Source organism: Deferribacter desulfuricans SSM1 (assembly GCF_000010985.1).
GTDB lineage: Bacteria > Chrysiogenota > Deferribacteres > Deferribacterales > Deferribacteraceae > Deferribacter > Deferribacter desulfuricans.
Window position 1 is genome coordinate 1,355,548 of record NC_013939.1, and the last position, 26,408, is coordinate 1,381,955.

The following is a 26,408-nucleotide window of genomic DNA, read 5'->3' on the forward strand; positions in this document are numbered from 1 at the left end:
AAACACTCCAAATGTTCATCTTTTATAAATATAATCAATAAAACTACTAAACACCTTAGCTAAAAAAAGATAAAACACAATAGCTAATCTCACCAATCTTGGTACAGGGAAAATAAAAGCCAATACCAAAACAAGATATCTCACAGACTTTTTTAAAAAATCAATAAAACTCATACTTTCTTACTATCCTCATCAACTATAGCTTTTAATGAATCCATTACATAATTCATATGATTAAGCATAGCATTATATGCCTCTAATGGGTCTCTATTTTTTATTGCAGTAAAAATAGCTTTGTGCTGTTTGTATAACAGATCGTGTTTATAATAATCGTTATATAACCTTTTTCTCACCTCATAAGAAATCTTTTCTATCCATTGATATATAGTGTTCATTATATGGATTAAAAAAATATTTTTTGTTGCATAACTTATTGTAGAATGAAAATCAGCATCTGAATCATAACCTATCTGCCCACCTTTTAATGCATCTTCCATCTCAGCTAAATACTGCTCAAGCTGATTAATCTCTTTTTCTGTAATTCGTTCTGCAGCAGTATAGGCTGCCCATGTTTCCAAAATTTTTCTCACTTCCATTATATCTAAAATTGCATCCTTTTTATTCGCAGCATATTCTTCAAAAGCATTATCAACTATCTCATCACCAAGCGATTTAACAAATGTCCCACCACCTTGCCTTTGCTCAAGCAACCCTTTTGCTTCTAATTTATTTATCGCCTCTCTTAATGTAGGCCTACTCACCCCCATCTGAGTAGCTAGCTCTCTTTCTGGAGGCAATTTATCCCCAGGCTTTAATTTCCCTTCGATAATTAACTCTTTAATCTGCTCAAAAACCTCATCACTAATCCTTTTTGGTTTTATTTTACGAAACATACTTTTCTATAACCTCATATATCTTTTCTATTGGATGCATCACAGAGCATTCAGCACCCACATGCATCACACCATCAGTCAAATTCATAGCACAACCTGGACAAGGTGTAAACATTATCTTGATATCTTTCTTTTTTACTTCTTCCCCTTTATCTTTTGAAAATACTGTTGATTTATCATAATGCTTCAAATTAAAGGTTCCACCAAAACCACAGCAATTTTGATTTTCAAGAGGGGTAAAATTTGAAGATAGTTTTGACGTAAAAGAGAATATATCATTTACCTGATCCCTATTGTAATGACAAGGGATATGAACTGTAACTTTATCGCTAATTATATTTTCAACCTTTACTTTTAATACTCTTGATAAAAAAATTAAAATATCAACAAATTCAACATTTGGTAATTTTAAACCTAAGTTTATTCCCATATCAGCTAAAGAGTGATTGCAGGTAGGACAAGCCGTTATTACATAGTCCACATCATCTATACTTTTAAAATAATCATAATTTTTATTTAACAACTCTTTCATCATATCCTGCTTACCCATTGTGGCAGCAGGTATTCCACAACAATAATTAGTTTCAGGAACAATCACAGTTACACCAAGCTTATTTAAAACTTTGACAATTTTTTCTCCCCAATCAAAATAAATCATGTTAATAGCACAACCAGGATAAAAAATGACTTTCATCTTTTCATTATTTGCTTTATTTACCCCTCCATATTCCTTTGTAAAAAATCTCTTTTTTATCCCTTTCACATATCTATTTCCAAACCCTTCTAAAATAGGTTTATATATATCATCTTTTACCTTCTTAGTCCCTAGTTTAAAACCAACATGAAAAAGTGGTGCTAAGCTACTCATTAGATCTGGCTTACCAAGTAAAACTTTTAGTAGAAGTTTTTGATAAACAGGTAAGTCTGAAACTTTTCTTAGTGTTGATTTCCCCTTCAAAAAAATCTCAGTTGTTTTAACACCACTTGGACAATTAGTTTCACACCTACCACACAAAATACAGTAATCAAGATATTTCAAAATGTTATCCACATCCTCAATTTTCCCTTCATAAATTGACTCAAGCAGTGTTATCTTCCCTCTTGCTACAGATCCTTCAAAAAAATCTTTCTGATAAAGTGGACAATAAGCCTGACATGTACCACATTTCATACATTTAATAATTAAATCTTCTATCTGTTTTAACTCTTCAATTATCTTTTTCATCATAACCCCATTTTATGTGGATTAAGCATATTGTTTGGATCTACACCATTTTTTAGTTTTTGCATAAAATTTAAAGTCCCCTTCCCTACTTCCATCTCCATGTATTTAGCTTTTAATAAACCAACTCCATGCTCACCACTCAAAGTCCCCTCAAGCAAAATCGCTTTTTCAAAAATTTCATCAATTGCTTTTTCAACTCTTTGAAACTCTTCTTTATCCCTTTTATCTGTTAAAATTGTTGGATGCAAATTTCCATCACCTGCATGGCCAAAAGTACCAATTGTGATGTCATATTTCTTAGAAATATCCTGAATCGCCTTCATCATTTCTGGTATTTTGCTTCTCGGCACAGTTGCATCTTCTAAAATCAAAGTGGGTTTTAGCCTTGCAAGGCAGCTTAAAGCCTTTCTTCTTGCAGTCCATAGTTTGTCCCTTTCAGCACTATTTGCAGCAACCTTAACTCTACCATTATTTTTTTCACAGATTTTTTTAACTAACAAGTAGTCATCTTCAACAACAGCAGGATGCCCATCTACCTCTATTAGTAGCAGCGCATCAGCATTTATTGGTAAATCAATCTTTTCAGAATCTTCAACAGCTCTAATAGTAAAATTATCGAGCAGTTCAAGAGTAGACGGGAGTATTTTAGAAGCAATAATTTCTGATACCGTATTACAAGCATCTAAAATCGAGTCATACTCTACAAGTAGCGATTTAGCAGCTTTAGGCTTTGGTACCAATTTTAAAACAACTTCATAGATAATACCCAACAACCCTTCAGAGCCAACCATTAATCCTGGAATATTAAAGCCAGTAACAAGTTTAACAGTTTTCCCTCCACCTTTAACATCGTTTCCCTCTATATCAAACAGTCTTACCCCCATAACATAATCTTTTGTAACACCATACTTTAGCCCCCTCAATCCACCAGCATTTTCAGCTATATTTCCACCAATCGTAGAAATATTCATACTACCAGGATCAGGTGGATAAAAAAGCCCTCTCTTTTCCACTTCATCAGCAAGTTGCTTTGTAACAACTCCTGCTTCCACAACAGCATATAAATCGTTTTCATTTATCTCTAATATTTTATTCATTTTCGTCATAACAATCACACACCCACCTGCAACAGGAACAGTGCCTCCACTAAGATTTGTCCCTGCTCCCCTTGTAACAACAGGAATATTATTTTCATTCATTAACCTGATAACATAGCCAAGCTCATCTTTTGTTTTTGGAAACACAACAACATCTGGCAAAATCTTCTCACCAAAGGCTGCATCATAACTAAAAAGCGCCCTATCAGCCTCATTTGTCAAAACATTCTCTTCTCCAAGTTTCCTTTTCAACTCTTTAAAAACTGTTTTCATAAAACACCTCTATTAACTAATTGGTATTACCAATTATCAACTAAACTCTACAAGCTGTCAACAGAAAAATATTGACATTTTAAAAAGCAGAAAATAACATGGTCTTACCATTTTGGAGGTTATTATGCTAAATGATTTTATTAAGCAATCTGAACTGGTTGGGAACAAAAATGAAGTTTTAGATTTTGATAGTATGAAAAAATATTTGGATAATAACGACTATGAATTTATCTTTCTCCCTTCCTTTAAATTAGAAAAGGTTATTGATATAGGCAAAGAAGGGATCAGTTCTGCAATAGTGGAAGCTGATTATGGGATTGCTGAAACAGGAACAGTGGTTATAGATTCTAAAGATATTTTACTTAGAAAAGCTACATGTTTGGCTGAAAAATTGGATATTATCCTTTTTAAATCAAAAATTCTAAAAAAATTGGAAGATATCTCATCATTTCTAAAAGAAAAAACGGAAAATGATGGATACGTAGCATTTATCACTGGAGCAAGTAGAACAGCTGATATAGAAAGAGTTCTCACAATCGGTGTTCACGGCCCTTGCGAAACAAATATATTTATCATTGAAGACAAATAGGAGCTACCTATGTTAAAACAATTAATAAGAGAAAAAATAAACGATAAAATATTATCGGAAAACCTTAAGATTTTTGCCGAAAACTACAAAATTTCAAAGGAAAATGCATTTACTGGGCTAAATTTTGAAAAAATAAGAGCAAAAATTAATGACTTAAAAAACTTTGATTATGATGATATTATCAAACTTTATCATAAATTTAAAGAAACTGCTATAAATAAAGGTTGTCATGTTTTCGAAGCTACTAATGCTAATGAAGCTAACAAATACATTTTAGAAATTTGTAAAAAACACAACTCACAATATGTTGTAAAATCTAAAAGCATGACTTCTGAAGAAATAAAATTAAATGAATTTTTAGAAAAAAATGGAATAACCCCAATAGAAACTGATCTTGGAGAATGGATTTTACAGCTTGCTCATGAAACACCAAGCCACATGGTCATGCCAGCAATACATAAAAGCAGAAAACAGGTGGCAAAGCTTTTTGAAAAGGTTACAGGGAATAAAATTGATCCAGATAACATAGAAGATATGGTTAAAATAGCAAGAAAAGAGCTTAGAGATTATTACTTTAAAGCTAAAGTGGGAATAACTGGTGCAAATGTAGCTATCGCTGAAACTGCTACAATAGGTATTGTTACCAACGAAGGTAATGCAAGACTTACAACTACAATCCCAGATGTACATATTGTCGTTCTTGGTTATGAAAAGCTTGTTAAAACTTTTAAAGATGCTCTTCAAATTATTAGAGCGTTACCAAAAAGTGCTACAGGGCAAATTATCAGCACTTATGTAACCTGGATTTCTGGTAGCTATCCAATTGATAGTAATAAAAACAAAGAAGTACACTTTGTATTTCTGGACAACGGTAGACTCTCTATTTTTAAAAATGAAAATTTAAAAGAAGCATTAAAGTGCATCAGATGTGGAAGCTGTGCAAATGTATGCCCCGTTTATGAAAAAGTTGGTGGTCATGTCTTTGGTGATACCTATGTAGGGGCAATAGGGCTTATTTTGACATCCTTTTATGGAGATGAAAAGAAAGCAAATGAAATTTTAAAACTGTGTATAGGGTGTAGAACTTGCTCTGAAAACTGCCCTGCTGGTATAGATCTTCAAAGTTTAATCTCTGATATTAATGCTACTATTTCACCTAAATATGGAATCGGTTTTCCTAAAAATCTTGTTTACTCAAAAATAATGCCAAATCCAGAAATTTTTAAAACTGTAACTTTTATGGGGAAATATCTTCAAAAACCTATTGTCAAAAATAACAAAATCGAAAAAATCCCATTCACACCTAAAGAAAAAAATTTTAGAGTGCTTCCTTCCATAGCAAAGAAAAGTTTTTCACAACTTTATAATGAGTATTTTAAAAAGGTATCGAATAAAAAATATAAAAAATCTGCAATATTTTATTCTGGATGTGCAATCGAATATTTTTATCCTGAAATAGGTTTATCTTTGATTAAACTTCTGGATAGAGCTGGTATTAAAATAAAAGTTCCAGAAAAGATGGTATGTTGCGGTCTTCCTGCAATACATGCTGGCGATGGTATAAACGGACAAAAAACAATAATTAAAAATCTTGCCTATTTTGATGATAATATTCACGAAGATATTATTACCCTGTGCCCAAGCTGTGGTATGGCTATTAAGGATGAATTTCCTAAATATACCAAAACATCACCTAAAGATTTTGAAAAAAGTATAAAAATAGGTGAAAAAGTAAAATCACTTTCACAGTTTTTGCACGAAAACAATTTAAAACTTGTTTATACTGCAAAATACAAGGTCACTTATCATACCCCTTGTCATCAAAAAAGGGGGTTATGTTTTTCTACAGAACAATTCTTAAAAGATATCCTAACAGATTATTTTATCCCATTAAAAGATTCTGATAAATGCTGCGGTTTTGGTGGTTCATTCTCCTTTGATTATCCAGAAATTTCAAGCAAGATATTACAAGATAAAATAGATAATATTAAAGATACAAAAGCAGAAATCGTGGTTACTGATTGCCCAGGATGTATTATGCAAATTGAAGGTGGTATCAAAAAACAAAATTTAAATATAAGAGTCTTACACCTTAGCGAATTTATACAGCAATATGTAAAAATAGAAAAAAGCTAAAGAGAGAATGTATATCACCTTCTCTCTTTTTTTATAAATTATCTAAAAAAGCAAAAAGCTTATCATAATCTGGATGATCAGTTACTTCTTTTACCAGTTCATAATAGATTATATTGTCATCCTTATCTATTACAAGTACTGCCCTAGCAAGCAACCTTAGCTCTTTAATAAGTAAGCCATATTTTTGACCAAAATCAGCATCTTTGTAATCTGATAACCCTTCCACATTTTCTATTCCAGCTGTTGTACAAAACCTTTTAATCGCAAAAGGCAAATCCATGCTAATATTCAATACAACTGCATCCTTGTATTTTGAAGCCTTTTCATTAAATGTGCGCATTTGCATATCACAAACAGGAGTATCCAGAGAAGGGGTAACACTTATAATTTTAAGCTTACCTTTATAATCTGATAAACGTTTAGTGGAAAGTGTAATATCTAAAACAGTAAAATCTGGAGCCTTATCTCCTACTTTCACTTCATTACCAACCAAAGTGATTGGATTACCTTTCATAGTTATTAAGCCAGTTCTTTCCATCTTAAAACCTCCAAATAGTTTTATATTAATTTTAACATAATAAAAACGGAAAACAATCAAATATGAAAATAGTTATTTTAGTTTATCATAATCTATTTCAAGCTTTAGTTCCCCTGTAATTGTTTTCAACAATATTAAAACCCTATCCCTTGGTTTTATCTCTTTTAAGAACACAGCCTCAAATCCTTTAAAAGGGCCATCTTTAATTAAAACCTTTTCCCCTTTTTTAAATCCTTTTTCTTCTAAAACTACAAAACCATCCTGCATCCTACCTTTTATAGCTTCAATAATCTCATCATCAACAACTGCAGGCTCACCATTGTCTCCTAAAACAACTCTTGATACCCCTTTTGTATATTTTACTGTACGATAATCTTCTACAGAAAAACGCACAAACAGATAATTTGGGAACAACTCTTTATGAATTTCCTTTATCTTTCCTGCAACCCTTTTTTTCTCCTTAATTAAAGGGTAAAATGTTTCAAACCCACCCTTTTCAAGATAAAACTTCGCAACTTTAGCCTCTCTCGGCTTACAATATACACATCTCCAATAATATTTCATTACAACCCCTAACTAAAATACAAATACAACCCTAAAACAAAAAAAATCAGAAAACACAATAGCGCCAACTTATAATTCCCTTTTTTCAAAGAGTCAACCAACAAAAAAACAACAGCAATTAGGGGTGTAATGATGATTAAGTATATACCTAAATACAAAAAAGCATAAAAGTTTAAGTTAAAAATTAATACTAAAACCTCTTTAATACTCAAGAAGTTGTTATAATAATCAAAATTGCCATGATTAGAAAAGCTATATGAAATCAATCCTAAAATAATTAATAATATAGATAACCTCACCCCAATTTTATAAATGTTAGAGACCATCTTTTGCGTATTTATCATCTAACCCCTCTATAAAGCATCTGTATAGCAATTAATATAAGGAAAGCTGTAAACAAAAACTTAATCTTTTCATCTTTAAGTTTTGGAAAAAATTTTACTCCAATATTAGAACCAAAAAACACTCCACTGACAACAAAACCAGCTATTAGAGGATTTATTAAATTTGTTTTTAAATAAACTAAAGAAGCTGCTGCAGCAGTTATGGACATCATAAAATTACTGGTTGTTGTGGAAACTTTTATAGGGATTTTAGAAATAAGATTCATAGCGGGAACTTTAAAGACACCTCCACCAATCCCCAACATACCAGATAGCAATCCAGCTGTTGAAGATACTACAGTTGTAGAAATTAACCTTTGAGGTGTATAAGTTATCTTTTTATTTAAATTTTCGTCGTAATAATTTCCGGAAAAAAAGCTTTTGGAATTTTTATTACTACTCATTAAATCCGAGTTTTTACCAACAATATTTTTTATATAAAAATAAGCTGTAATAAGCAATACAACACCAAACATTATAAAAAGATATTTTTCATTTATACTTACAGATAAGAGCCCACCTAAAACTGCAAAAAATGTAGTAACAGTTTCAAGAAATAGCCCAATTTTTATATTAGTAAGCCCTTTTTTTATGTATTCAGCCGAAGCATTACTACTTGCAAAAATTACAGAAATAAGACTTGTGGCGATTGCCACATGAATTGGAACTTTAAAAACAAGAGTTAATACAGGAACAATTATTGAACCACCGCCAATACCAAGAAAAGAGCTTAACAAACCTACCAAAAATCCACTTAATAACAAAAGCAAAAAATACATAAAATCAAAATATACTAATTACCTATCCAAATCAAACGAAAAATCTAATATTTATTAAAATCTGGTTTATGTGTATCAATAAACATATTTTCTTTATCGTGCAGCTTCATCCTCTTTTTACCTATATCTTTCATCAATATATCCCTATTTATTTTAGCCACATCCATACGCTTCTTGCCGCTTGGATCATATTTAACAAAATCAAAGAAGCCTCTTTCCACAGAATGTTTTGCCATCAGATAAGATTGCTCACCAAAATAATCACATCGTTCTTTAAAATCTTTTACTTTTGTTTTCTTTATCTTATTTGCAATTTTGGCAAATTTAAAAACTTTTTGATAAGTAATCCCACTTTTTAACATTCTTATTTGTCTAGTAAAATATTTTTCATCAATTTTAAAAGTTTCTATAAATAATTTTCCATTTTCCAATGCGTGATCAAGCAAGTATCTCAGTGTATAATAAATCTTTTTATCATTATAAGATTCTTCAGCATACTCTACTAAAAAATGCGAAAAAAGTTTATTTTTACTCACAAGAAGCATACTGTGAGGGACAAAATAGTTATGTGCTACAATATCTGCAGATAAATGAGCTGCATATCCATAAGCAAATGATTTTTCATACGGGTATTTGGCACTTTTAAAAAGTTTTGATACAGTTTCCCAACTATGCGTTTTTAATTGTTTTTTTAAAGGTGAAATATCCTTAAATAAATTAAAAAAATCTGGAAAAATATTCCCTAATAAAAAATGTACAGGATAATCCTTAATTAGTGAAAAAGATACATTGTCCAAAATTTTTAAACCGATAGTAACATGCGTTTCAAACCCCCAAGCAAAAACAACAGAAGGGATAATAGAAAAAATTAAAGCAAAAACTAATACAATCATATTTAATAATTTAAATCATATTCATAAAAATCAATGAGTTATTTTAAGAAAAACTCATAATCCTGCTTTCTAATAGTTCTAATCACATTTGTTGAACCAGGAACCCCCGCTGGATGCCCTATTGTAGCAATATATACATTTTCAGTTCCAAAATCATCTTTAGACTTAATTAAAAACTCTTTTAAAAGCTCATCTGAATCCGTCGTATCTTTAGTTTTTGAATAAGGTATTACACCCCATGAAACAGCAAGTCTTCTTAGCACTTTATCTTCGGTAGCTACAGCAAAAATTGGAGCTTTTGGTTTAGACCTTGAAACCCTTCTGGCACTTGACCCACTTTTTGTAAAAACTACTATCCCATCAGCTATCAACTCTGATGAAAGTCTAACTGCAGTTTCAGCAAGCGCACTACTAATTTTCCCTTTTTCGTGATAGCTATAAAATCTGTTGAAATTATAAATTTTCTCAGCCTCAATTATAGTTTTTACCATCACATTGACCGCTTCTAATGGATATTCCCCTACGGTAGTTTCATCAGACAACATTACTGCATCTGTACCATCCAACACAGCATTTGCTATATCAGAAACTTCTGCTCTTGTAGGTCTTGAATGCTTCACCATAGTTGTAAGCATTTGGGTGGCAGTAATTACTGGTTTTGCTGCTTCATTAGCTTTATTGATAATCATTTTTTGCACAACCGGAACTTTTTCCATATCAATCTCTATCCCAAGATCACCACGAGCAACCATGATACCATCACTAATTTCAACAATTTCATCGATATTTTCCACAGCATCAAACTTCTCTATTTTTGCAAATACAGGGATATCACCACCATATTCATGAATAATATCTTTTGCTTTTAATACATCATCTCTACTTTTAACAAAGGATAATGCAATAAAATCAAACCCTTTTTCTATCCCAAACCTAATATCTTCAATATCTTTATCAGTTATCGAAGATATATTTAATTTTGAATCCGGCAAATTTACACCTTTTTTTGAAGAAACAATACCTGGCGTCAATACCTTTACAACAAAACTATCTTTGTTTGTTTCCAGTACTCTCAACTTAATAGTCCCATCTGCTAAATAAACATTGTTACCTACCTTAACTGCATCAAATATTTCTTTTATATTAATAGGGATACCATCTTTGTCCCCAACAAAATCACCAAACTTAAAAACAAGCTTATCCCCTATTGCTACAGGGAAAGGTTGTTTTATCACGCCAATTCTTATTTTTGGGCCAGATAAATCAAGCAATGTAGCTACATACCTACCTTTTTCAGCAGATAATCTCCTCACCCTCTCATAAAGCATATTATGATATTCATGAGATCCATGCGAAAAATTAAACCTAAAAACATCAACCCCCATATCAATTAATTTAGATATCTTCTCTTCAGATTCAGTGGAAGGACCTAAAGTAACAACTATTTTAGTTTTTCTAAACATAACTATCCTCCCAACACACCTCTGGCTATATCAATACTCCTCTTTGTGCAATCATTTATCCCAATCCCATATAACAGATTACCACCTATATAAATATTATTAATATCCATACATATTGATTCAATATCTTCTACCAACTTTTCATGGCCCTGATAATATTGTGGAATCGCTCTTTCCCAGTAAAAACTTTTTTCAACGACTGAATTCCCCTTTACACCTAAAATATCTTTTATTTCATTAAAAGCAATATCTCTCAGCTCATCTTCACTACAATTCAAAACCCATCTATTTTTATCTCCACCAATCATAACTCTTATTAGTTTATAACCTTTTGGCGCTCTTTCGGGAAAAATTGAAGAAGTAAATAATGCTCCTAATATTTTTCTGTTTTCATTGTGAGGAACTAAAAAGCCAAAACCATCAAGGGGGTCTAAAACATCCTCCTCTTTAAAACCAAAACCAATAACATACATGGGAGCGTAGTTTAGCTTTAAAAGTTTGTCTGATAATTCAACGCTTAAACCTTTTATAAATTCCGCTGCAACGTATGCTGGTGAAGTAATTATTACAATATCGTAATTATCACATGAGTTTGTGGTTTTTACCTTAAAACTACCATTTGTTTTATCTAACCCTGTTACTTCTTCACCAAGATATATTTTTGTATTAGACAATTGCTCTGTAAGAGCATTTATCCCTTTTATCAAACCACCCTTATAAGAGGTTAAATTCCCACCAGGACCTGCAGGGCCACTCTTTTTTCCTTTCTTTTTAAACATCGCCTTAAATAAACCACCATATTCCTTTTCCAAATTATAAATAACTGGAAAACAGGATTTAAGACTTAATTTGGAAGGATCACCTGCAAAAACACCTGAGACCATAGGTGAAATAAGATAATCTGCAGCTTCTTTACCTAATCTTCTATATGCAAATTCCTCTATCGTCTCGTCGTATTCATCCTTTTTAGCTGGGATAAATAATTCGGAAATTACTCTAAGTTTACCTTTAAAGCTCAATAGCTTAGAAGAAAAAAATTCATTAGGCTTTTCTGGTAACTTGTGTAAAACACCACCCCTCATTATATATCTTTTTTTTGCAAGTTCATTACTTCTGATTAAATTATCACCCAAACCAGCCTTTTCAAAAGTTTCCACAGTATATGGTTTACTATCTAAAAAACCATTTGGGCCAGATTCAATAATAAAATTATCTTTATAAAAAGTATTAATTGTTCCGCCAAGTCTCTTATTTTTTTCAAAAATTGTAATATCAATGCTTTTCAATCTTTCTTTAGCAAAATATTCAAGCCAAAAAGCTGTGGATATACCTGAAATTCCACCACCTATAATTGCTATTTTCATCTCACACCTCAATCAAAATCAAACTATTAATTACAAAGATAATCTAAATCATCTAATTGTTCAAAAGGAACTAAAATATAACTCACATTATATTTACTAATTAATCCGCAAATATTATTATAAAATTTCTTATCTATATAGTTTTTGTTTTTAAAATGTCTAATTTGCAATTTTGCTATAAATCTATAAGGAGGTTCAAATCGTTTAGTCCAAAAGTTCAATACATTATTTAAAAATTTCAAATAGTCTTCATTACTAAATTTCATTTCACTTTTTATCTGTTCACTGTAAAGCATACTTGCAAAATAGGTAAACCCTTTTTTATTATAATTTTCAATACTCTGACCATACCATCTTTTACCTTTCTTACTGCTAAAAAGTGTTTCGTAATATATGTTTACAGCAAACTTAATTTTAGGATTTATTTTTTTCATATCCCATTTTATATAGTTTATGATATCAGATAACGCTTTTGTTTTCCATTCAAAAAAATCTTCCGGCAACTCTTTGATATTATAGCTATTATCTACATAAATATCATAATCTGTTAAAAAGTTTTTAGTAGTATAAAATGAGGAGGACTCATCAATCCTCAAAATAAAATCATCTTGCAACAAAATTCCATCTATTTCATATTTTGCCAAATCAATAAAAATCTTCCTTAATTTTTTAAAAACTACAGGTTCAAAGATATCAACGCCATACCCTTTTCGCTTCTCATTTTCATTTAATCTAAAAGTTTCAGCAACCCCAAACTTGTCTACTAAAAAAGATAACTTTCTTGTCCCCATCCAAGCAAAAATTTTAATATGATATTTTTTACCATATTTGATAAATTCTGGTAAGATGTCATAAATCATACATGCTTGATCAGTTTTAAAATAAACACCGCTTTCACATAAACTTGTTACATTGTAATGGTATCTGTCCCCTTTATTTTGAAAAACTCTTATGAAAACCGTATTTACACCTTTTTGCTTCAATGTATAAAAATATTCATCCAAATTATCTTTATACTTTTCTGATATGTAAAATATCTGAACTCCGATTATTTTGTCTGTGTTATTTTTAACTAAAATAATGTTTGCATGTAAAAAAATAGGAATAATTAATAAAACAATTGTGTTTAATAAAATCTTCATTTATCAGTTTTTACAATTATTGGATTCACTTTAAGTTTTTTCTTTATTTCAGAAACTTTCTCTTTAGCTTTTGCATAATCATCAACATAGCAACATCTAAGTCTATACCAAACCCCCTTTTTACCAAGATCAATTTTCATTATAAAAGCATCTGGGTAAATCTTTTTAATTTTTTTAAGTTCTGATTCAGCAACAGTTTTATCTTTGAAAGCCATTAATTGAATAACATACTTACTTTTTGTATTTGCCACTTTTTCATTTTTTTTACTTTTATCAACAGGTATTTTATTTTTCTCATTATTTTTCTTACTGGTTTTATTGGATGGTATTTTTTTTGTTTGTACAGGAGTAGTTACTCTCTTTACCTGTTCTTTTTCAGATGATTTTTGCTCAACTTTCTGATTCTCTTTTATATTTTCATTTTTATTCTTATTTTCTTTTTCTGCTAAAGCATCACTAACCTTTAGATTATCTATATCCTTTTCAATTTCATCCACTTTAACAACTTTAGTGCTGTTTTGGGTTATAACAATTTTATTTTGTGAATCATCTGGATTCGTCATAGTCATTTCAACTTCTTTTTCTGTATCAACAAGTTTTTCTTTCAACTCTAAATACTGATTTGTAAGCTGAATAATAATAAAAACAATTATACCTACAGCTATTACAAAAATAAAACCGATAAATAACACCCCTTTGAAATCATCATTCTTTTTTTTCTCTTTCACTTTATCAAATTCTTTCATTACATTTTCTCCGGAGCTTCAACACCCAATATTTCAAGGCCAAATTTAATAGTCTTTGCCACTGCTTTTGCAAGATTTAACCTTGCATTAGTAAGCTCATAATCATCAGATATAATTTTAAAGTTATAGTAATAATTATGAAACAGGGAAGCTAACTCTTGTAAATAATAACTTATTCTATGCGGTTCAAGATGTGTTGCTGCAGCCTTAATTACTTTTTTCAGCTCATCAATCTTTTTTATTATCTCTTTTTCTTGATCAAGAGTTAATTTATCCAAATTTTCCGCTAATCTAAATTCCACCCCTTTTTCAATAGCATTCTCAAACAAACTGTTTACTCTTGCATGAGCATATTGCACATAATAAACGGGGTTATCTGAAGACTTCGATTTCGCCAAATCAATATCAAAATCAAACTGAGCATTGTGGTCTCTCATTAGATAAAAGAACCTTGCTGCATCAGCACCCACTTCATCTATAAGCCATCTCAGGGTTATAAATTCCCCTGCTCTAGTTGACATAGAAATTCTTTCTCCACCTTTAACAAGATTAACCATTTGTATCAAAACAATCTTCAAAATATCATCTGGAGCACCCAAAGCTTTCAAAGCACCAAACATCCTATTCATATAACCATGATGATCAGCACCCCAAACATTAACAAACAGATCATATCCTCTTTCGATTTTATTTAGGTGATATGCTATATCTGAAGCAAAATAAGTATAAGAACCATCAGCTTTTTTTACAACTCGATCCTTTTCATCGCCAAAAGATGTTGATTTAAACCAAACAGCACCATCCTTTTCATACAAATAACCATTTTCATCAAGGATACTCAAAGCTTTATCAACTACACCTTTTTCAAACAAGGACTTTTCACTAAACCATCTATCAAAAGAAACTCTAAAATCATCTAAATCGTCCACTATTGATTTCATTATTTCATCAAGACCTGTTTTAAAACATATATTAAAACACTTTTCAGGATCGTCTAATAAAGAATCCCCATATTCTTCATAAATCTTTTTAGCAATATCAATAATATATTCACCACGATAACCATCTTGCATTTCTTCAATCTTTCCATTAACAAGCTGCTTATAACGTGTTACAATACTATCACCAAGCATTTTCATCTGATTTCCAGCATCATTAATATAATACTCTTTTTCAACCTGAAATCCTGCTACTCTTAATAACCTGGCCAGAGTATCTCCATATGCAGCTCCTCTACCGTGACCAATATGAAGGGGGCCTGTTGGATTTGCACTTACAAACTCAACTAATACTCTTTTATTTTCGCCAAAATCTAAAACAAAATAGTTTTCATCTTTTAAAACTTGCTCAATAATCGATTCAAAATATTTCTTGTTTATAAAAAAGTTTATAAAACCAGGCCCTGCAATTTCTATTTTATCAATAAAATTATCTTTTTCTATATTAGTAACTAAATCAGAAGCTATATCTCTTGGATTCTTTTTAAAGACCTTTGCAAGCTTCATTGCAACATTTGTTGCAAAATCACCATTTTTACTATCCTTTGGTATCTCAATTATAAAATCATTAAAATTATTCACCCCTAATTTGTCTAATGCATTCTCTATTAGCTCTTTAATTCTATTTTCCAATTCGTCCTCCATAAATACTTTTTAAACGAAAACCTTAATACATCATTTAACATATTTTTTCAATTGATGATTTAGTAAAAATTGTCAATAAATTAAACATTTTATTGAAATTTTAAATAAATTATTTTAAAATTGTCTTATGAAAAAGCTTTTTTTATTATCAATAAGTTTTCTTATTTTCTTTACTGCATCAACTTCAATCTTTGCTAATACATATAGCAATGATATTATATTTTCAATAAATAAATTAAAATCTGATTTTTCATATAATAACCTAATAGCAATTAGAAAACAGTTCCTGTCAGAAAAAGGTATTTATGATAAGGAGTTAGCTTATACACTAGTTGACATTGCATTAAAAAACAAAGAAAAAGTCAACGATCAAATTATTGAAGTAATTACCAAATTTTATCCTCAAGATGAAAAAATTATAAAAAACTTGTTACAAAATAATTTCGTAAGTTTTGAATTATTAAGAAACTACCTGGATAAATATGTTTTATACACTTTTTGGTATTATATTTCCTTTTTCTTTCTATGCTTAACTTTTATATACCTAATGATTAAACATTATAAACTTTTTTTACATCATCATGATAATGAGTTAAAATATAAAGGACTTTTAAAAATTATAATATTTATCACTGCTTTTATATCTTTAATCGTATTTTTACCAAATTACTTTTTCCAGATTACACTTTTCTTTATTATTCTACTTTTAAGTTTTGAAAAGATAAACTTCAAAATAACTACAACTATTATTGTTTTTACTCTTTCGCTTACTTCGATTGTAAATATAAAGAAACTACCTAATAATAATACTTATAATTATGATTTAGCTGCAAAACCTATTTCATATTTACAAAATATAGGTGCAAATGATTCACTAATATTTAAGATTAAGGCCGATCAAAAAACAGATATAAATAATATTAAAACCAAATCTCAATTTGATAAAATAAATGAGGCTATTTTATACTTGAAATATAATGAGCTCAATAAAGCTAAAACAATTATTGATAAAAATAACTTGCTAACAAATCCAGCAATAATATATAATTTAGCAATCTATTATTCTAATAATTTTAATTTTGAACCTTATGAAAACTTAATAGATACACTAACAAATTACCCTGATTATTACAAGTATTACCAAGAACTACAAGTTTTAAAAGTTCCATCATCATTTTTACCCTATTTTAAGTTTATAAAAACTAAACCTTTGTATAACTTTTCTATAAACTTTAATATGTTGCTTTACTTGATAGCTGCATTATTATTGGGGCTAATTTTAAGTTTTGTAATATCGAAATTTCATTATTTTACTTGTCAATCTTGTGGAAAAACATTTTGTTCAAAATGTGACGAAGGATATTTGTATGACAATATCTGTGATAAATGTCGTAATATAAACAGCTTTGAAAGATCTATCGATGCGGTGGATCTTGTCACACATCAAGCAATAATTGAAAATTATCAACTAAAAAAAGAAAGATTACACTTTTTATTAAAGGTATTCTTACCCGGTTCAGCAAACCTCATAAAAGGTAATATTATTATGTATTTTATTATGACATTTTTATTCTCAATTATACTATATATTTTGACTTTCAAGTATGAATTAATCGCATCAGCAAACAACATTGGTTATCAGTATACATTTAAATACATTTATTTATTTCTAATATTACTATTTTTGGTGTTTTATTTATTTAATATTTTGAGGAAAAAATCATGAGTCTAAAAGGTAACATACAAGATTTTGGCTTATTAGATGTGCTACAATTAATATCGCAAAATCAAAAATCCGGTGTATTACACATTTATCAAGACAATAACCAGTTTGCTGAAATCTATTTTAACAACGGACAACTTGTTGATGTAAAAATAACTTCTCAAGAAGATGATTTGAAAATTGGCAATTATCTTGTAGCAAAAAAAATCATTACAGAAGAACGGTTAAACGAACTTTTAGAAAAACAGAAAAAAAATCCCATTAGATTTGGGAAATTGTTGTTAGAAGAAAATATATTAACTGAAAAACAACTTAAAGAAATCTATCAAAACCTCACAAAAAGTAAGCTTGAAAAAATCTTGAGTTTAGAAAAAGGTAATTATGAATTTGTTGCCGCAAGTATCGATTATAACAACAAAGAAATAGAACCAATACCTCTTGATTCAATTATCTTGGATACTTTAAAAAATATTGATGAAATAAAACTTTTTAAGAAAAAATTAGATAATTTTGACACTGTATATCAAAAAGAAACTAAACTAATTGATAACGTTTTTTTATCTCAAAAACAAACAGAAGAGCCAGTTATAAAAAAAGGTGATAAATTTTATTTGAATATAGATGCATTTACTATTTTTAATTTAATTAATAGCTCAAATAGTATCCAAGACATATTGAAAAAAAGTGGGCTAAATGAACATATTGTTTTAAAAACACTTTTTCTGCTATTAAATTATGGTTTAATAAAACCAGTTAAAAGGGATACAACCAAAGAAGTTAAAGAAAAAAATAAGATTATAAATAATATTATCTATATTTTTCTTTTCATAATCATAGTTTCATTATTAATTTTTAATCTAACTTCATTAGATACAGTAAAAAATACTATTCTTTTTAATGATCAGTTATTTAAAGAAGTCTCAAACAGAAATAATGACTATCTTAATTTTATTTTTAAAATAAAATCTATTGAAAATGAGGAACCAGTGTTATATCACAATCCTAAATCATTAAGTTGGAAAAAATAGCATGGGTAAATCATTTAATACTAATGTAAAACACAACAATAAAATCTATCATGTTCAAACAGAGATAAACAACGGTAAAGTTACAATTTGTGTATTTTATAATGGAATGGTAGTATATAGAAAAGATGACAATTTTAAAGATTATAAAACCACTTTACAGCTTCACAAAGAGGTTGAAGACAAAATAAAACTTGGTCAAATATTAAAAAATGATTGATTTTCACAACGTAACTGTCAGCTTTTTCGGAGACAAAAAAGCATTAAATAATATTTCATTCAAAATTAAACGTGGAGAATTTGTTTATATTACAGGTAAAAGCGGTGCTGGTAAATCAACTCTCTTAAGATTAATTTATGCAGATTTAAAACCCACATCTGGTGTTGTTCTTATTGCAAAAAAGAATTTAAACTACATAACTGAGAGTAGTATCCCCTATTTGAGAAGGAATATTGGTGTAATATTTCAAGATTTTAAGCTGTTAGAAGATTATACCGTTTATGAAAATATTTTAATAGCACTGGAAATATTTTATTTAGAAAAGAAAGATATGGAAAATAAGATTATACCCCTATTGCATAAATTGGATATTTATAGCAAAAGGAACACTCTTGTTAAGAAACTATCTGGTGGTGAAAAACAGAGAGTTGCAATCGCAAGAGCACTGATTAACGAACCAATCATCGTGTTAGCTGATGAGCCAACCGGTAATCTTGATCCAGAAAGAGCTGAAAATACAATTAAATTATTACAAGATATTGCAAGAAACGGTTCTACTGTAATTGTAGCTACTCATGATAAACATTTGATAGAGAAGTTTCCAGCCAGAACCATTACATTAGAAAATGGTAAAATTATAAGTGATATTGAGATAATATGATAAAAATTATTTTTTTACTTCAAAAAGGTCTAAAATTTTTTAGAAGAAACTTTAAAAATAATTTAACTAGTATAATATCTATAATGACAATTCTTTTATTGCTAAATATAATTGGAACTCTGATATATTCAACAAATCACTTTTTCAATGAAATATCTAAAATTGAATCTATAAGAATATACCTTAAAAATTCTGATAATGATACTGTAGAAAACATTATAAAAACATTAAAGAAACTTGAAGGGATTAGTGATATAAAATATTTTTCAAGTAAAGAAGCTTACGAATCTTTGAAAAACAATAAAGAAATAACTGAATATATTAGATTAATCCCTCAAGACCTTTTTCCAGAATACATTGATACAAAAATAAAAGATAACTTCAGAGATTTAAATTATATTTACAAATTAAAAGAGAATATTGAACAGCTAAGTGGGGTTTTAAAAACTTCTGTAGGTGAATCATGGATTATTAGTTTTGCGAAAATAAAGTTTGCGATTAATTTCTTCTTCATAATTTTAGTTATTTTCATTTCATTATCTGTGGCATCGATAGTTTATAATATGATAAAGTTAAACATGTATAAATTTAAAAGAGAGATAAAAATTTTATCTCTTGTAGGTGCTACAAAGTCTTTTATAATTGTACCAATTATATTATCTTCTATCTTAGAATCTATTATTTCATTTCTTTTTTCCGGTATAATTGCTTTTATTATAATAAATTTCATCATAAACAAGTCATTGTTAAGTTTAGGAATTATCTTTATTCTACTTCCACCATTAAGTTACTTAATAATATATTTTACAATTTTCATTATATTGATATCATTATTTAGTTATATTAGTGCATCAAGCTTTTTGAAAAGGTCAGGCTCAATTTATGATCTTTAGAATTATTTTGATATTTGTTCTAATCTTTCAACTTTGCAATGTAAGTGCAGAATTAATAGAAGAGTACGACACAACTAACAAATATTTAAAGGAAATAAAAAAAGAGATAACAAAGGAAAACCACAAATTAGAAATCATTTTAAAAAGTAAAAAAAGTCTTCAAAAAAAATTATCTGCATTAAACGAGCATATAAATCGTCAAAAACAACTACTATCATCAATAAACAAAAAAATAGAAATATTGAATATAGAAAAAAATAAATTAGAAAAGAAAATTTATGATAATGAAAAAGTAAAAGAGTCTTTAAAAAATAAGATTAAAAATTTTAATATATATCTTATCGACAATCAAAAATATTTAAAAGTTAAACTGCTGCTCTTCACAAAAAAATACTACGACGTAAAATCTGCGCTGGATTTAATAGAAATTGTTAATTCAAGATTGTTTGAATTAATTAATAAGTATCAAGAAATAACTAATAAATTAAATCAGTTAAAAGAAGCCTTAAACCAAAAGCATAAAGATTTGACAAATATAAGAAAACTAAAACTATCGGTTATCAATAAGTTGGAAAACGAAATCCTTCAAAAAAAGCAACTTTTAGCAATAATAAATGAGGATGAAACGAGTATTAAACAATATTTAGCAGTATTAAAGGATAAAGAGTCAGAGCTCGAAAAACGATTTAAAAGTATTAATAAGAAATTAGAAAAAACAGGTGACAAAAAAATTATTAATAGCGCATTTTTTAAAAATAAAGGTAAATTAATCTGGCCCGTAGAAGGAAAAGTTGTTGAATTTTTTGGACCTAAAAAAATCAAAGGTTTTAAAGGAATAATATATAATAAAGGGATAAAAATTCAGGTAACCGGAGATGGTTACGTTCATACAATTTTCGATGGAACAGTAAAATATATAGATTGGGTTAGAGGATTGGGAAATATTATCATAATAAACCATGATAGATTTTTTTATACGCTTTATGCAAATATAGATGAGGTTCTTGTTGCGAAAGGTCAGCAAGTTAAAAAAGGTGATAAAATAGGTATAATTGATGTTGATTTAAATAACAAATCGTCTTATCTTTACTTTGAAATAAGGAAAGAGAGTAAAGCTGTTGATCCGTTAAATTGGCTCGAAAAAAGGAGGTAACTAAATGAGTAAAAAGAAAATTTTATTATTTTCTGTTGGTACAGCCGTTCTTCTGATTTTATCTTTTACATTTATTATTTTCAAAATAAATAATGTTTACGCTGCAAAAAGTAGTAAATATGAGTTACTAGAAAAATTTACAAATGTTATGAGTATAGTACAAGAAAATTATGTTGAAAAAGTTGACAACGAACGTTTGATAAATGGTGCCATAAAAGGTATGCTTCAAGAATTAGATCCACATTCAAACTATTTTGATAAAGATACTTTCAAAGAATTTCAAATTGAAACTAAAGGTGAATTTGGTGGACTTGGAATTACAATCGGCATCAAAGATAATATCTTAACAGTAATTGCCCCATTAGAAGACACTCCTGCATGGAAAGCAGGCTTAAAAGCTGGCGATAAGATTATAAAAATAAACGGTAAATCTACAGCAAATATTACATTAGAAGAAGCTGTAAAAAAGTTAAGAGGTAAACCAGGAACTAAAGTTACTATAACAATTTTCAGAAAAGGGGTAGATAAACCATTTGATGTAACAATAACCAGAGCAATAATAAAAATAAAAGCGGTAAAATATAAAACAATCGATGATTTAGGTTATATAAAGTTGACCCAATTTAAAGATAAAGCTTCTAATGAAGTTATTGCAGCTTTAAAAGAGTTAAAAAAGAAAAATATAAAAGGGTTAATCTTTGACCTTAGAAACAATCCAGGTGGTTTATTAAATGAAGCTATTAATGTATCAAGTATTTTCTTACCAGCTGGAAAAACTGTTGTTTTTACCAAAGATAGAGATGGCAAGGAGAGACATTATAGATCTTCATTATTGTCATATAGAGATTTAGATATCCCAATGGTTGTTCTTATCAATGAAGGTTCAGCCTCAGCTTCTGAAATCTTTTCTGGCGCAATGAAAGATTATAATAGAGCGATTATTGTTGGTAAGACCTCCTTTGGTAAAGCAAGTGTTCAAACAATTATACCATTAAATGATGGCTCAGCTATCAAAATAACCACAGCGAGATATTATACACCAAATGGTCACTCAATACAAAACGTTGGTATCAAACCAGATATAATTATACCAGAAGGTAAAATTGTAGTTGAAAACGATAATCATGTAATAAAAGAAAAAGACTTAGAGCATCATTTAGACAATGATCAGCTTAAACAAGCTGGTTTTAACATATCCGATAATGAAACAGATATAGAAACTGAATTAAATAACGATTTACAACTTAAAGTAGCTACAAACATATTAAAAGGGTTAATTAAATATGGCAAAAAAGAGAAAACGAACAAGTAAGAAAAAGAGTAAAAAATTTGCTATTCCACCAGCTTTTATAGTTGGTGGAATTTTTTTTGTGCTCATTCTATTAATAATTCTCATAACTGTTAATATAAAAGTATCAAAAGTTAAGCAAGACATATCGAGAGTAGAAAAAAACTTAACTAACGTAGAAAATATTAAAAAAAATCTTAAAGCGTTCTTTTTTGACCTTGAAATAGATAAATCACTAATACAGCAATCTGTTGTAAAAAATGGTTCATCTATAGTTTTAATCTATAAAATAAACTCTAATAATAGCGATACATTACTTTATAACTTAACAAATTTTTTAAAACACAATAATTTTCAATCCATCTCTATAAAAAATGATATTATAAGTGCAAAAAAAGGGGATATATTAATCCAGTTTAAAATAAACAAAAATCCTTATACCCATACAAATGATTATTCTAAAAATACAAATCAAAATCTGAAACATAATAGTAAAAAGATGCTTGCCATAATTATTGATGATTGTGGCAACAACCTTAAACTTGCAAAAAAACTAGCCAATATCCCTTACCCAATTACATTTTCAATAATACCACACCTAAAATATAGTAAAGAAACTGCTGAAATTGCTAGAAAATTTAATAAACCTGTTTTCCTACATCTACCAATGCAACCAAAAAGTTATCCATCTACTGACCCAGGTATGGGTGCCATTTATTTAAATACTCCAAAATCATTAATAAAAATCATAATAAAAAAAAATGTAGAAAGTATTGGGAAAATTGATGGAGCTAACAATCATATGGGTTCTGCACTTACAGAAAGTAGAGAAAAAATGTTTGAAGTTTTAAATGAACTAAAAAATTATACAGATATATTTGTAGATTCTCATACAAGCTCAAAAACTGTTGCTTACAATGTCTGTAAAAAATTGAATATGAGGTGTGGACTAAACAATAAGTTTATTGATAATATTGATGACAAAAATTCAATTAAAGAAATATTATATAAATCATTATCACTTTTTCAAAAACAAGATAAGGTAATAATTATAGGCCATCTAAAAGAAAATACTATTGAAGTATTAAGTGAAGAGTTACCAAAAATTTCCAAAAAAAATATAAAAATAACAAACATATTAGAGGTTGTAAACTAATGATAGTTTTGGGTATTGAAACATCTTGTGATGAAACTTCTATGGCACTGTATGATGCCAACAAACAAAAAGTACTTGCAAGTATAATTTCTTCACAAGTGGATTTACATAGAAATTTCGGAGGGGTTGTTCCTGAAATAGCATCAAGAAACCATCTTATCAAATTGGAGGATATCTATTATCAAATTTTAAAAGAGGCAAATCTTACCCCTAAACAGATTGATCTGGTTGGCGTCACAAATGCTCCAGGACTAATAGGTTCACTTTTCGTAGGAGTAGCTTTTGCTAAAGGTCTTGCATATGGTCTTAAAAAACCTCTTATTGGTGTCAATCATCTTGCTGCACACACTCTATCAACAGAAATAGAACACCCAAATCTTAAACCTCCATATCTTTCTCTAATTATATCTGGAGGCCATACTCATATTTATTATGTGGATAGTGCTTACAATTTTACACTTTTATCCCATACTATCGATGATGCTGTTGGTGAATGCTTTGATAAAGTGGCCAAAAAGTTAGGATTACCATATCCTGGTGGGCCAGAAATAGAAAAAATAGCCCAAGATGGGGATGAAAAGGCAATTGAGTTCCCCATTGCATTAAAAAACAGCAAAAACTTTTCATTTAGCGGGATAAAAACAGCCGTGCTAAACTGTATCGAGGAAAATAAATATAAAGTAGAAGATTTAGCTGCATCCTTTCAATACACTATATTTAGAAATTTAATTCATAAACTAAATCTAGTTATCAAAGAATTGAATATAAAAAATGTTGTAGTTACTGGTGGGGTTTCTGCAAACGGTTATTTAAGAGAAAAACTAACAGATTATTATAAAAAGAGTGGGATCACAATCTATTTCCCTTCAAAAAGGTTGTCCACAGATAATGGTGATATGATAGCTTATACAGCTTATAAGTTTTATACAAAAAGAGTTTTTATGGGTTTAAGAGAAACTGCTTATGACGTCAAACCAGACATTGACTGACAAACATATTATTGAAATAATCAAAAAGGATAAACTTGTTGCTGCTCCACTTGCTGGTGTTACTACACCCCCCTTTAGAAAAATTGTAAGAAAATTTTTTGATGGACTGATTTATACTGAAATGGTATCTGCTGAAGGGCTTAAAAGAAAAGTAAAAGCTACTTTAGACTATATAAAAATACAACCAATTGATAGACCAATATTTATTCAAGTCTTTGGTAGTAATCCAGATACAATTTACGAAGCAATAAAAATATGTGAAGATTTAGCATCCCCAGAAGGTTATGATTTAAACGCCGGATGTCCTGTAAAAAAAGTTATAAAAGCAAATGCAGGCTCCTATTTATTAAAAGATTTAAATAATTTAACAAATATTATCAAAAATATGAGAAAAGCTACAGACAAACCTATTAGTGTAAAAACAAGACTTGGATGGGATTATAACTCTTTAGTTTACAAAGAAATATTAAATATGTGTGAAAATGAAGGTGTCGATATTTTAACTATTCATGCCAGAACCAAAACAGAGATGTTTTCAGGTGACATACACTTTGATGCACTCTCAGAACTTGCTACTTTGAAAAAAAATGTCACTCTAATAGGCAATGGAAATGTTGTTGATAAAACAAGTTTTGATAAAATGATAGAGACAGGTGTGGATGCCATAATGATTGGTAGAGCTTACATGAAAGCACCATGGATTTTCCAAGCTATTAAACACAATCTCGATATCCATAACTTTTTAACTCTAAAACAAAAAATAAATATCCTGATGGAACTTTTAACTTTTGAAAAAAGTTTTAGACGAAATTATATCGACTTTATAAGAAAATATTCTGTATGGTTTTTAAAAGGTTATAAAGGCTCTACAGAACTTAGAAAAAAAATATATAAAATCAATACTGAACAAGAAATAGTAAAAACACTGGAGGAATTTCTTGAACAAAACAGTTGATACAATCATTTATGATTGCGATGGAGTTTTATTTGATAGCGAAGAAGCAGTACTTGCTTATTACGATTTTATATGTGAAAAATTTAATCTCCCAAAAATAAAAAGAAATAATCATCAGGATGTTAAAAATGCTTTGATGAAAACTAATGAAGAAATTATCAGAATGCTTACAAATGATGAATCTTTAATAGAAAAAATATTAGAATTTGCCAAAAATATGAATTTTAAAAGGTTTTTACATCTTATGAAACCAGAAAAAAATTTAAAAGAAACTTTAGATAAACTTTATAATAAAGGTTATAATCTTGCTGTTTTTACAAATAGAGGGCATTCACTTCACTACCTTTTAACCCATTTTGATCTTGATAAATATTTTAAAATAAAAATCACTTCTTTTGATGTCACAAATCCAAAACCAGACCCAGAAGGTTTATTCAAAATCATTAATTATTTAAACACCACAAATGATAAAGTTTTATATATTGGTGATACAACAAATGATTTATATGCAGCAAAAAACGCTAAGGTTAATTTCATATCATTTAAAAACAAACTTGAAGACTTCCCTGTTATTTATGACCATTTAGAGATATTTAACTTTATATGATACAATAATT

General features: G+C 29.0%; 27 protein-coding genes. 13 read left to right on the top strand and 14 right to left on the bottom strand.

Going from position 1 to position 26,408, the window contains the following annotated elements:
• Positions 1-15: 15 nt before the first annotated feature.
• Genes DEFDS_RS12975 through DEFDS_RS06770 form a run of 4 tightly spaced genes read right to left on the bottom strand, consistent with a single transcriptional unit; the run spans position 16 to position 3,488 of the window.
• Complete coding sequence (locus DEFDS_RS12975; RefSeq protein WP_153801477.1) at positions 16-174, bottom strand: hypothetical protein; 159 nt, start codon at positions 172-174, stop codon at positions 16-18.
• Positions 171-893: a FadR/GntR family transcriptional regulator gene (locus tag DEFDS_RS06760; protein ID WP_013008052.1), complete on the bottom strand. Its 723-nt coding sequence runs from the start codon at positions 891-893 to the stop codon at positions 171-173. The genes DEFDS_RS12975 and DEFDS_RS06760 overlap by 4 nt, the downstream gene beginning before the upstream one ends.
• Positions 883-2,118 (bottom strand): (Fe-S)-binding protein, encoded by a 1,236-nt coding sequence (locus DEFDS_RS06765; protein WP_013008053.1) that lies wholly within the window; start codon positions 2,116-2,118, stop codon positions 883-885. The genes DEFDS_RS06760 and DEFDS_RS06765 overlap by 11 nt, the downstream gene beginning before the upstream one ends.
• Positions 2,118-3,488 carry an FAD-linked oxidase C-terminal domain-containing protein gene (locus DEFDS_RS06770; RefSeq protein WP_013008054.1) on the bottom strand — a complete coding sequence of 457 codons (1,371 nt, stop codon included), beginning with the start codon at positions 3,486-3,488 and terminating at the stop codon, positions 2,118-2,120. The genes DEFDS_RS06765 and DEFDS_RS06770 overlap by 1 nt, the downstream gene beginning before the upstream one ends.
• 124 nt (positions 3,489-3,612) lie before the next feature.
• Between DEFDS_RS06770 and DEFDS_RS06775 the strand changes: the two genes are divergently transcribed.
• On the top strand, positions 3,613-4,077 hold the full coding sequence (locus tag DEFDS_RS06775) for an LUD domain-containing protein (RefSeq protein ID WP_013008055.1): 465 nt from the start codon (positions 3,613-3,615) through the stop codon (positions 4,075-4,077).
• Positions 4,078-4,086: 9 nt separating this feature from the next.
• Positions 4,087-6,213 carry an L-lactate dehydrogenase (quinone) large subunit LdhH gene (gene ldhH, locus DEFDS_RS06780; protein WP_013008056.1) on the top strand — a complete coding sequence of 709 codons (2,127 nt, stop codon included), beginning with the start codon at positions 4,087-4,089 and terminating at the stop codon, positions 6,211-6,213.
• A gap of 31 nt (positions 6,214-6,244) precedes the next feature.
• On the opposite strand, the gene tpx is transcribed toward ldhH, so the two are convergent.
• From tpx to argS, 10 genes are all read right to left on the bottom strand, one after another.
• A complete protein-coding gene (tpx, locus tag DEFDS_RS06785) occupies positions 6,245-6,751 on the bottom strand; it encodes a thiol peroxidase (RefSeq protein WP_013008057.1) in 507 nt (168 codons plus the stop codon).
• A 72-nt stretch (positions 6,752-6,823) separates the two neighbouring features.
• Complete coding sequence (locus tag DEFDS_RS06790; RefSeq protein ID WP_013008058.1) at positions 6,824-7,315, bottom strand: transcription termination/antitermination protein NusG; 492 nt, start codon at positions 7,313-7,315, stop codon at positions 6,824-6,826.
• Positions 7,316-7,323: 8 nt separating this feature from the next.
• Entirely contained in the window at positions 7,324-7,659 is a 336-nt protein-coding gene (locus DEFDS_RS13390; protein WP_013008059.1) for a DUF1634 domain-containing protein, read from the bottom strand.
• Complete coding sequence (locus DEFDS_RS06800) at positions 7,656-8,477, bottom strand: sulfite exporter TauE/SafE family protein (RefSeq protein WP_013008060.1); 822 nt, start codon at positions 8,475-8,477, stop codon at positions 7,656-7,658. Before DEFDS_RS06800 ends, DEFDS_RS13390 begins: the two co-directional genes overlap by 4 nt.
• Before the next feature lie 44 nt (positions 8,478-8,521).
• A complete protein-coding gene (locus DEFDS_RS06805) occupies positions 8,522-9,370 on the bottom strand; it encodes a zinc dependent phospholipase C family protein (RefSeq protein ID WP_013008061.1) in 849 nt (282 codons plus the stop codon).
• Between the two features lie 38 nt (positions 9,371-9,408).
• Positions 9,409-10,833 carry a pyruvate kinase gene (pyk, locus tag DEFDS_RS06810; protein ID WP_013008062.1) on the bottom strand — a complete coding sequence of 475 codons (1,425 nt, stop codon included), beginning with the start codon at positions 10,831-10,833 and terminating at the stop codon, positions 9,409-9,411.
• 2 nt (positions 10,834-10,835) lie between these two features.
• Entirely contained in the window at positions 10,836-12,197 is a 1,362-nt protein-coding gene (gene hemG / locus DEFDS_RS06815) for a protoporphyrinogen oxidase (protein ID WP_013008063.1), read from the bottom strand.
• A gap of 26 nt (positions 12,198-12,223) precedes the next feature.
• Entirely contained in the window at positions 12,224-13,339 is a 1,116-nt protein-coding gene (locus tag DEFDS_RS06820; RefSeq protein ID WP_013008064.1) for a poly-beta-1,6-N-acetyl-D-glucosamine N-deacetylase PgaB, read from the bottom strand.
• Positions 13,336-14,085, bottom strand: coding sequence for an SPOR domain-containing protein (locus DEFDS_RS06825; RefSeq protein ID WP_013008065.1), 750 nt, complete (start codon positions 14,083-14,085; stop codon positions 13,336-13,338). The genes DEFDS_RS06820 and DEFDS_RS06825 overlap by 4 nt, the downstream gene beginning before the upstream one ends.
• Positions 14,085-15,716, bottom strand: a complete 1,632-nt coding sequence (argS, locus tag DEFDS_RS06830) for an arginine--tRNA ligase (RefSeq protein WP_013008066.1) — start codon at positions 15,714-15,716, stop codon at positions 14,085-14,087. Before argS ends, DEFDS_RS06825 begins: the two co-directional genes overlap by 1 nt.
• 139 nt (positions 15,717-15,855) lie before the next feature.
• Between argS and DEFDS_RS06835 the strand changes: the two genes are divergently transcribed.
• Genes DEFDS_RS06835 through DEFDS_RS06885 form a run of 11 tightly spaced genes read left to right on the top strand, consistent with a single transcriptional unit; the run spans position 15,856 to position 26,398 of the window.
• Positions 15,856-17,454, top strand: coding sequence for a hypothetical protein (locus DEFDS_RS06835; RefSeq protein WP_013008067.1), 1,599 nt, complete (start codon positions 15,856-15,858; stop codon positions 17,452-17,454).
• Positions 17,451-18,479, top strand: a complete 1,029-nt coding sequence (locus DEFDS_RS06840) for a DUF4388 domain-containing protein (protein ID WP_013008068.1) — start codon at positions 17,451-17,453, stop codon at positions 18,477-18,479. Before DEFDS_RS06835 ends, DEFDS_RS06840 begins: the two co-directional genes overlap by 4 nt.
• 1 nt (position 18,480) lies before the next feature.
• Complete coding sequence (locus DEFDS_RS06845; protein ID WP_041223668.1) at positions 18,481-18,696, top strand: hypothetical protein; 216 nt, start codon at positions 18,481-18,483, stop codon at positions 18,694-18,696.
• Positions 18,689-19,357: a cell division ATP-binding protein FtsE gene (gene ftsE, locus DEFDS_RS06850; RefSeq protein WP_013008069.1), complete on the top strand. Its 669-nt coding sequence runs from the start codon at positions 18,689-18,691 to the stop codon at positions 19,355-19,357. Before DEFDS_RS06845 ends, ftsE begins: the two co-directional genes overlap by 8 nt.
• Positions 19,354-20,250: a cell division protein FtsX gene (locus DEFDS_RS06855; protein ID WP_013008070.1), complete on the top strand. Its 897-nt coding sequence runs from the start codon at positions 19,354-19,356 to the stop codon at positions 20,248-20,250. The genes ftsE and DEFDS_RS06855 overlap by 4 nt, the downstream gene beginning before the upstream one ends.
• Positions 20,240-21,403: a murein hydrolase activator EnvC family protein gene (locus DEFDS_RS06860; protein ID WP_013008071.1), complete on the top strand. Its 1,164-nt coding sequence runs from the start codon at positions 20,240-20,242 to the stop codon at positions 21,401-21,403. Before DEFDS_RS06855 ends, DEFDS_RS06860 begins: the two co-directional genes overlap by 11 nt.
• Before the next feature lie 4 nt (positions 21,404-21,407).
• Positions 21,408-22,715, top strand: coding sequence for a S41 family peptidase (locus tag DEFDS_RS06865; RefSeq protein WP_013008072.1), 1,308 nt, complete (start codon positions 21,408-21,410; stop codon positions 22,713-22,715).
• Positions 22,687-23,847, top strand: coding sequence for a divergent polysaccharide deacetylase family protein (locus tag DEFDS_RS12665; RefSeq protein ID WP_050742515.1), 1,161 nt, complete (start codon positions 22,687-22,689; stop codon positions 23,845-23,847). Before DEFDS_RS06865 ends, DEFDS_RS12665 begins: the two co-directional genes overlap by 29 nt.
• Positions 23,847-24,836: a tRNA (adenosine(37)-N6)-threonylcarbamoyltransferase complex transferase subunit TsaD gene (gene tsaD, locus DEFDS_RS06875; protein ID WP_013008074.1), complete on the top strand. Its 990-nt coding sequence runs from the start codon at positions 23,847-23,849 to the stop codon at positions 24,834-24,836. The genes DEFDS_RS12665 and tsaD overlap by 1 nt, the downstream gene beginning before the upstream one ends.
• Positions 24,811-25,791, top strand: coding sequence for a tRNA dihydrouridine synthase (locus tag DEFDS_RS06880; protein ID WP_153801478.1), 981 nt, complete (start codon positions 24,811-24,813; stop codon positions 25,789-25,791). Before tsaD ends, DEFDS_RS06880 begins: the two co-directional genes overlap by 26 nt.
• Positions 25,775-26,398: an HAD family hydrolase gene (locus DEFDS_RS06885; RefSeq protein WP_013008076.1), complete on the top strand. Its 624-nt coding sequence runs from the start codon at positions 25,775-25,777 to the stop codon at positions 26,396-26,398. Before DEFDS_RS06880 ends, DEFDS_RS06885 begins: the two co-directional genes overlap by 17 nt.
• Positions 26,399-26,408 lie beyond the last annotated feature (10 nt).